This is a genomic window from Ferrimicrobium sp. (genome assembly GCF_027319265.1).
Taxonomy (GTDB): Bacteria; Actinomycetota; Acidimicrobiia; order Acidimicrobiales; family Acidimicrobiaceae; genus Ferrimicrobium.
Map to the genome: position 1 here is coordinate 1 of NZ_DAHVNP010000041.1, position 3,204 is coordinate 3,204.

The 3,204-nt window shown below is 56.5% G+C and carries 3 protein-coding genes; all 3 read left to right on the forward strand.

The window, feature by feature from the left end; translation table 11 throughout:
• Positions 1-91 precede the first annotated feature (91 nt).
• Complete coding sequence (gene rpsL, locus M7439_RS06850; protein WP_035389109.1) at positions 92-463, forward strand: 30S ribosomal protein S12; 372 nt, start codon at positions 92-94, stop codon at positions 461-463.
• A 4-nt stretch (positions 464-467) separates the two neighbouring features.
• Positions 468-938, forward strand: a complete 471-nt coding sequence (gene rpsG / locus M7439_RS06855; protein ID WP_298347502.1) for a 30S ribosomal protein S7 — start codon at positions 468-470, stop codon at positions 936-938.
• A gap of 313 nt (positions 939-1,251) precedes the next feature.
• Positions 1,252-3,204: elongation factor G (fusA, locus tag M7439_RS06860; protein ID WP_298348964.1), on the forward strand; the 1,953-nt coding region annotated here is incomplete at its 3' end.

A 3,204-nucleotide genomic window follows, 5' to 3' on the forward strand; every position in this document is an offset into this window, starting at 1 on the left:
GTGTGCGTTAGACTGTCCGATTGGGCCAAGAGCGGCTCTGGGCTGCTCTGCGTGATGGCTATACCAGAATGTATTTGACGAGAGGAACGTCTTGCCTACGATTTCACAGTTAGTTAGAAAGGGTCGCGAGTCCAAGCGGACGAAGACCAAAACGCCGGCACTGAAGGGTTCCCCGCAGCGTCGTGGGGTCTGTACCCGCGTCTATACGGCCACTCCGAAGAAGCCGAACTCGGCATTGCGTAAGGTTGCGAGAGTGCGCCTGACCTCCGGAGTCGAGGTCACGGCGTATATACCTGGGATTGGTCACAATCTTCAGGAGCACTCTATCGTGCTCGTGCGAGGTGGCCGAGTCAAGGACCTCCCCGGAGTCCGTTACAAGATCGTTCGCGGCTCGTTGGACTCAGCTGGTGTGAAGAATCGTAAGCAAGCCCGTAGCCGATACGGTGCGAAGAGGGAGAAGTAGAGCTATGCCCAGAAAGGGCCCAATCCAACCGCGATATATCGCCTCAGACCCGGTCTACCATTCAGTGCTTGTCGCTCAATTCGTGAACAAAGTGTTGGTGAGCGGCAAGAAGTCAGTTGCAGAGCATATTGTCTATCGTGCACTTGACACCATCGCAGAGAAGGTTGGCAGTGATCCAGTAGCGGTGCTCAAGCGTGCGGTCGATAATACGCGGCCCGATACCGAGGTACGTTCTCGGCGAGTGGGCGGTACCACCTATCAGGTCCCAGTGCTGGTCAAGCCAAGGCGAGCAAATTCGGTAGCGATCCGTTGGATCGTCACCAATGCCAAGGGTCGCCGCGAAAAGACGATGGTTGAGCGTTTGGCAAATGAGGTACTTGATGCCTCGAATGGTGTCGGTGCATCGGTGAAACGTCGCGATGATACCCATAAGATGGCGGAGTCCAACCGCGCCTTCATGCACTACCGCTGGTAGGCACGGCGTAAGCTCCGCGGTCCACGGGTTCTGTTGGCTTGTTGCGGTGCCTTTTGTAGGTGTCGGCGATGGGCGAGTGGGGTCGGTCTCGTTTGGCTGCGACAATGGTCGCTGCCTTTAAAGGGGAGTTCGCTTGGCGGTAGGAGGAAGTGGTCTCCTAGCGGCACAAAGGCCGTGTCGGCCGTGAGCTGAGGAGACTGGTCTCCATGGACGTGCGGGGGGATGAGCAGACGTGGTTTGGATGAGAGTAAGAAGGTATGAGCAGGGGGCCCAAGGAGTGTTAGTGGCTAGCCACGCAGAGGAGAAGGAGTAAATGGTCACGAAGCGCGAGATTCCTCTCGACCGTATCCGCAATATCGGAATTATGGCGCATATCGATGCGGGTAAGACGACGACGACGGAGCGGATTCTCTACTACACCGGCAAGAATTATAAGATCGGCGAAGTGCACGAAGGTGCGGCCACGATGGACTGGATGCCCCAAGAACAGGAGCGCGGCATCACCATTACCTCTGCGGCCACGACGGCGTTCTGGAAGGATCACCGCATCAACATCATCGATACCCCGGGCCACGTTGACTTCACTGTTGAAGTGGAGCGCTCACTTCGGGTGCTTGACGGCGCAGTTGCGGTCTTCGATGCAGTCGCCGGTGTGGAGCCTCAGACAGAGACAGTCTGGCGCCAAGGCAACAAGTATCTTGTTCCGCGCATCTGCTTTGTCAACAAGATGGACCGGGTTGGCGCAAATTTCGAGCGTTGTGTCGAGATGATTAAAGATCGTTTGGACGCGAACCCTCTCGTTATCCAACTGCCCATTGGATCGGAGAGCGATTTTCTCGGAGTGATCGACCTTCTCCGCATGGAGGCGATCATTTGGGATGAAGGGATGGGAGATAAGTTTCATACCGAAGTGATTCCCGCTCATCTCCAGAGTGCCGCAGAGGATGCTCATCGAGAGTTGATCGACGTGCTCAGTAACTTCGATGATGATCTGATGGAGCTTTACATCGGTGATCAGGAGATCTCCGCTGAGTTTCTTCAGGGTGCGATCCGTAAGGCGACGATCGCGAACTCGTTGGTGCCGGTGTTGTGTGGTTCGGCCTTCAAAAACAAGGGAGTGCAGCCACTGCTGGATGCGGTTGTCGACTATCTGCCATCGCCGGTGGATATCAAACCAGCTGTCGGCACCTCGCTCTCGGGAGCGGAGACGATCGAGCGTGAGCCGACGGACGAAGCCCCGTTCTCTGCGCTGGCTTTCAAGATCATGACCGACCCTTTCGTTGGGAAGTTGACCTACTTTCGGGTCTACTCCGGCACGCTTGACAAGGGCGCCACCGTGCTGAATTCGACCAAGGATAAAAAGGAGCGCTTGGGGCGGATCCTTTTAATGCATGCTAACCATCGCGAGGATATTGATTCTGTCGCTGCTGGTGATATTGTGGCGGCAGTCGGCTTCAAGAATACTACGACTGGCGATACCCTGTGCGACCCGTCCAAGCCGATTATCCTTGAGAGTCTTGACTTCCCAGACCCAGTGATCCACGTCGCCGTTGAACCAAAGACGAAGGCAGATCAGGAGAAGATGGGTCGAGCGTTGTTTGCGCTCTCTGAGGAGGATCCGACGTTTCGCGTCCGCTCAGATCAGGAGACCGGTCAAACGGTGATCTCGGGCATGGGCGAGCTCCACCTCGAGGTGTTGGTCGACCGTATGTTGCGGGAGTTCAGGGTCGATGCGAATGTGGGCAAGCCGCAGGTGGCGTACCGCGAGACCATTCGCAAGCCGGTTGAGCGCATCGAGGAGCGCTACATACGCCAGACGGGTGGCCGTGGGCAGTATGGACACGTGGTGATCAATGTCGAGCCACTGGGTGTCGGTAGCGGTTATGAGTTTGTTGATAAGATCACGGGTGGTGTCATTCCCAAGGAGTACATCCCTGCGGTCGATGCTGGTATCCAAGATGCGCTTGCGTCGGGTATCTTGGCCGGTTATCCGGTCGAGGACCTGCGTGTCACTTTGGTGTTTGGCTCCTATCACGACGTTGACTCTTCAGAGATGGCGTTTCGTATAGCAGGTTCTATGGCGGTGAAGAAAGCGGTTCGAGCGGCAGACCCTGTCCTCCTTGAACCGATCATGGCGGTAGAGGTGGTGACCCCAGACGATTACATGGGGGACGTCATCGGAGATCTCTCGTCCCGGCGTGGTCGGGTCGAGGGCATGGATCAGATCGGGAATAACCAAGTTATTCGCGCGCTGGTCCCATTGTCG

Bases quoted from the DNA above. Each gene is read 5' to 3' on its own strand.
- rpsG (WP_298347502.1), top strand. From the start codon at position 468: ATGCCCAGAAAGGGCCCAATCCAACCGCGATATATCGCCTCAGACCCG.